This is a genomic window from Blautia sp. ZXY-1-C6 (assembly GCF_056339875.1).
Map to the genome: position 1 here is coordinate 1 of NZ_JBWJVQ010000113.1, position 5,016 is coordinate 5,016.

At 43.9% G+C, this 5,016-nt stretch carries 5 protein-coding genes; all 5 read left to right on the forward strand.

The window, feature by feature from the left end; genetic code table 11:
* A partial coding sequence (locus AC075J_RS04095; RefSeq protein ID WP_476390050.1) for an ABC transporter permease occupies window positions 1-527 on the forward strand: 527 nt, incomplete at its 5' end.
* Window positions 528-561: 34 nt separating this feature from the next.
* Window positions 562-2,100, forward strand: coding sequence for an ABC transporter substrate-binding protein (locus AC075J_RS04100; RefSeq protein ID WP_227194223.1), 1,539 nt, complete (start codon window positions 562-564; stop codon window positions 2,098-2,100).
* A 100-nt stretch (window positions 2,101-2,200) separates the two neighbouring features.
* Complete coding sequence (locus AC075J_RS04105; protein WP_025577529.1) at window positions 2,201-2,995, forward strand: ABC transporter ATP-binding protein; 795 nt, start codon at window positions 2,201-2,203, stop codon at window positions 2,993-2,995.
* On the forward strand, window positions 2,992-3,753 hold the full coding sequence (locus AC075J_RS04110; protein ID WP_227194225.1) for an ABC transporter ATP-binding protein: 762 nt from the start codon (window positions 2,992-2,994) through the stop codon (window positions 3,751-3,753). Before AC075J_RS04105 ends, AC075J_RS04110 begins: the two co-directional genes overlap by 4 nt.
* A 184-nt stretch (window positions 3,754-3,937) precedes the next feature.
* The gene (cbiM, locus tag AC075J_RS04115) at window positions 3,938-4,942 is read left to right on the forward strand and encodes a cobalt transporter CbiM (RefSeq protein WP_476390051.1); all 1,005 of its coding nucleotides are present in this window, start codon (window positions 3,938-3,940) and stop codon (window positions 4,940-4,942) included.
* Window positions 4,943-5,016 lie beyond the last annotated feature (74 nt).

The following is a 5,016-nucleotide window of genomic DNA, read 5'->3' on the forward strand; positions in this document are numbered from 1 at the left end:
GCGGAGCTGCAGATGCTGTTATGATGAGGATTTCAGATGTATGTCTTGCTTTCCCTGGGCTTGTATTTGCCATGGCGATCGCGGCTATTCTTGGGGGAGGCATTCAGAATGCTGTTATAGCACTGGCAGTAGTAAGCTGGCCGAAATATTCACGTATTGCCAGAGGGCAGACTCTGGCATTAAAAGAGGAACCCTATATTCATGCTGCCATACTTGCAGGTGACAGCTCAGGTCAGATTATGCGCAGGCATATTCTTCCCAATATGCTGGGACCTGTTCTGGTAACAGCCATGCTTGACATTGGTACTATGATGATGGAGCTTGCGGGCCTGTCATTTCTTGGACTGGGAGCACAGATTCCCATGGCTGAGTGGGGAAGTATGATGAGCAGCGGACGAAGTATGATCCAGACATATCCATGGGTAGTATTATCACCTGGAATTGCAATTTTTATATCTGTGGCAATTTTCAATCTGTTAGGTGATACAGTCCGTGACTATCTGGATCCGAAGAACAGCCGTTCATGATAAGTAATATGAAAACAAACGAGGAGGAAAGAAAATGAGAGCAAAGAAATTTCTGGCAATGGCAATTGCCTTGGGACTGGCGGTAGGAGCGACAGCTATGCCAACACTGGCAGCAGACAAAAAGACATTTGTATTTGGTGATACCACCTTTAATGCGGAAAATGAAGAGGCAGATATTAATCCACAAAATACATATGCAGGATGGGCGTGTATCCGTTATGGAGTAGGGGAAACTCTTTTCCGTTATTCTGATACCATGGAGATAGAGCCATGGATCGCAAAAGAGTATAAAAATATTGACGAGCTGACCTGGAAGATCACACTGAATGACGGAGTTGTGTTCTCCAATGGACGTGCCTGTGACGGAGAGGCAGTAAAGGAAAGCCTGGAGGCTCTGGTTGCCAATCATGAGCGTGCAGCAGGAGATCTCTGCATTGATACTATCGAGGCTGACGGAAATACTGTTACCATAAAGACTACAGAACCGAAGCCTGCACTGATCAATTATCTCAGTGATCCTTATGGATGCATTATTGATATGCAGGCAGGTGTCAGTGATGATGGGATCGTGATCGGTACAGGTCCTTATGTGGCAACTGAACTGGTGACAGATGATCATGTTAATCTTGTAAAGAATGAAAACTACTGGAACGGAGATGTAAATGTGGATGAGATCACTGTCCGCACAATCTCTGACGGTGATACACTGGCAATGGCTCTTCAGGCAGGGGAAATTAATGCTGCCTATGGTATGGCATATGCAAGCTATCCCTTATTTGAAAATGATGACTTTACATTTACCAGTACAGCTACAAGCCGTGCATTCTATGCGTGGATGAACTTTGAAAGTCCTGTAACATCTGACCCGGCAGTGCGTAAAGCAATTGCCATGGGTATTGATAAGGACAGCTTTGTGTCTGCGCTTCTGAATGGATATGGATATCCCGCAGTCGGCGCTTTCCCGGATACCTTCTCTTTTGGCGGACAGAATCTGACAACAGAGAGCTATGATCCTGATGGGGCGAAAAAGGTTCTGGAGAAAGCTGGATGGGTGGATTCTGATGGTGACGGTATCCGTGAAAAAGACGGACAGAAACTGGAAATCCGCTGGCTTACTTATCCAAGCCGTCAGGAGCTTCCGCTTCTTGCAGAGTCTGCACAGGCGACCTTAAAAGAAATCGGTATGGATGTTCAGGTGAATTGTACCTCTGATAATAATACTATCCGTAAAGATCCTACATTATGGGATGTATATGCAAGTGCCATGGTAACTGCACCTACAGGAGATCCGGAGTATTTCTTCACTTCCTGTACACTGGATGAATCTGCAAGCAATAACGGACATTATCACAGTGATAAACTGGAAGATCTGGAAAAACAGATGAAGCAAGAATTCGATGCAGATAAGCGTTCAGATCTGGCGATTCAGATGCAGCAGACAATCCTGGATGACAATGCCTATGTATTCTGCTCTTACCTGAGAATGAGTATGATCATGCAGTCTAATGTAACAGGACTGACTGCACATCCATGTGATTATTATGAACTGACAGCGGATTTGGATATCAATTAAACTGTAACAATAAATGAAGAATATGTGAACGATGATATTTCAGGGGCAAAAGATATTTTGCCCCTGATTTGGTAAGTATTAACAAGGATGGTTTACAGAAATGGATAGAAAAATACTGACCTACGATTCCGTAGAGATATCATTTGGCGGGAAAGCGGTGGTTCATGATGTGAGCTTCTCTCTTGAACATGGAGAGATACTTGGCCTTGTGGGAGAATCCGGCAGTGGGAAAAGCACCCTGATCAAAGCCGCAATGGGACTTCTGGGACCGGATGGTCTTGTGACAAGAGGAGATATCCGATATATGAATCAGAATATTCTGGATATACCGGAGAAAGAAAAAAGAAAGATCAGAGGTGCAGGAATTGGCATGATCTTTCAGGATGCAGGTGCTTCCCTGTGCCCGATCCGCACCATTGGAGAACAGATTTATGAAAGTATGCGTGTACATACGAAGATAACAAGAAGTGAGGCCAAAAGCAGGGCAATGGATCTGTTTGATAAACTGAACTTTAAGGACAGTCAGCGTGTGTGGGACAGTTATCCATTTGAACTGTCAGGCGGAATGAATCAGAGAGCAGGTATTGCAATTGCCATGCTTATGAATCCGCCCATCCTATTTGCGGATGAACCGACCAGTGCTCTGGATGTGTCTGTACAGCGTCAGGTTGTAAGGGAAATGCTTAAGTTAAGAGAGTTGTTTGGAACTGCAATTGTGATCGTGACACATGATATCGGGGTAGTCCGGGCAATGGCAGATACTGTGTTGGTTTTGAAAAATGGAAAAACAGTAGAATATGGCACAGCAGACCGTGTACTGGATCATCCCCGGGATCCGTATACCAGGAAATTGCTGGAGGCTGTACCAAAGCTGCAAAGGAAGGTCAGAGTATGAGCATACTTTTAGAGGCAGAACATTTAACAAAAATATTTACCCAGAGAGGAAAAAATCCTTTGAAAGCGGTAAAGGATGTAAGCTTTACACTAAAAAAAGGAGAAACGCTGGGAATCGTAGGAGAATCCGGCAGTGGGAAAAGTACAATAGCAAAGCTGCTCACCCGGCTGACTGATATCACAGAGGGTACATTGAAATTTGAAGGAAAAGATATTACAAGACTGAAACAAAGTCAGCTGAAAGAGGTATATGGAGATATACAGATGGTTTTTCAGAATCCGGTGGGTTCTTTTGATCCCAGAAGGACACTGGGTGACGGAATTGGTGAGAGTCTTAGAAACCGTGGAATGAAAAAGGCTGATGTGGAGAAAAGAGTAGCAGAATTGCTTGAGCAGTGCGGCCTTGAGAAGGAATATGCAAAAAGATATCCTCATGAGGTAAGTGGCGGACAGTGTCAGCGGGCTGCGATAGCAAGAGCTCTGGCAGTAGAACCAAAAGTTCTGATCTGTGATGAGGCAACCAGTGCTCTGGATGTAACCATACAGAAACAGATCATGGAGCTTCTGGAAGACCTGAAAGAGAAGAAGGGGCTGTCTTTTATCTTTATTTGCCATAATCTGGCTCTTGTCCAGATGTTCTGTGACAGGGTTCTGGTACTGTATGAGGGAAAAGTAGTGGAAAGCGGAATTCCCGATGATATCATTAATGAACCAAAGGAAGAATATACGCGGAGACTGGTGGATGCGGTACTCTCGTAATTGTGATTTTCTTTTTGGAATTGCGATAGTGGTATGAAAAATACAGGCAAAACCATGCCTGATAAGAATATGTAAATATCCCCCTAGGTAGGTTGTTGACACTTTAACGCGGTGCTACAATACAGTTGTTTGTAAGGTGCGCGCCAGATAAAATAATATTTTCACGGGAAAGGAAAGTATATTTATGCATATACCTGAAAATTATTTAAGCCCGTCAACATGTGCTGTAATGACAGCAGCCATGCTTCCGGTGTGGGGATATTCTATTCATAAAATAAAAACAGAGATACCAAAATCAAAGATGCCGCTTCTTGGTATTGGGGCTGCCTTCTCATTTCTGGGAATGATGTTTAATGTTCCGCTTCCGGGCGGTACAACAGGACATGCAGTAGGAGGAACTCTTATTGCTATACTGACAGGAAGTCCTGCAGCCGGGTGCATATCGGTTTCCATTGCGCTACTGATACAGGCACTTCTTTTTGGAGATGGCGGAATCCTTGCGTTTGGTGCAAACTGTTTTAATATGGCATTTATATTGCCATATCTGGGCTTTTTCCTGTATAAACTTCTTTTGAAGAAAACGGGTATGCGCAAACCTAGCGCGGCAATTGGTTCATATATAGGTATTAATGCTGCGGCCTTTTGTGCAGCTGTTGAATTTGGTATTCAGCCACTGCTGTTCAAAAATGCAGAAGGCCAGGCTCTTTATTGTCCGTATCCACTAAGTGTATCTATACCTGCAATGATGATCGGACATATTACATTATTTGGTCTGGCAGAAATTATTCTGACAGTAGTGGTACTTACCTTTGTTGAAAAAGTTACACCAAAAGCATTGGATGCTGTTCCGGATAAGACAGCATTTAAACCACTGTATATACTGATGGCTGTTCTCATCGTACTGACTCCTCTGGGACTTCTGGCAACCGGTACTGCCTGGGGTGAATGGGGTGCTGATGAAATCGCTGGTCTGGTAAGTGGCGGAAGCCAGCTCAGATACACTCCGTCAGGAATGACCAATGGATTTGAACTGTCAACCCTGTTTCCTGATTATTCTATGTCCGGGTTACCTGAGTGGACTGGATATATTCTTTCGGCGGTTGTGGGTGTGGCACTTCTGGTGATCATTTTTAAGATTATCTCTTCAATGATGAAAGAGAAAATTGATTTTAAGAAGAAGGCTGCATAACAGATGAATGATTATAAAAAAGAAGAAACTGTGCTCCCGGACTGGATGTGTTCCGGAGAAACTTATGTTCCATC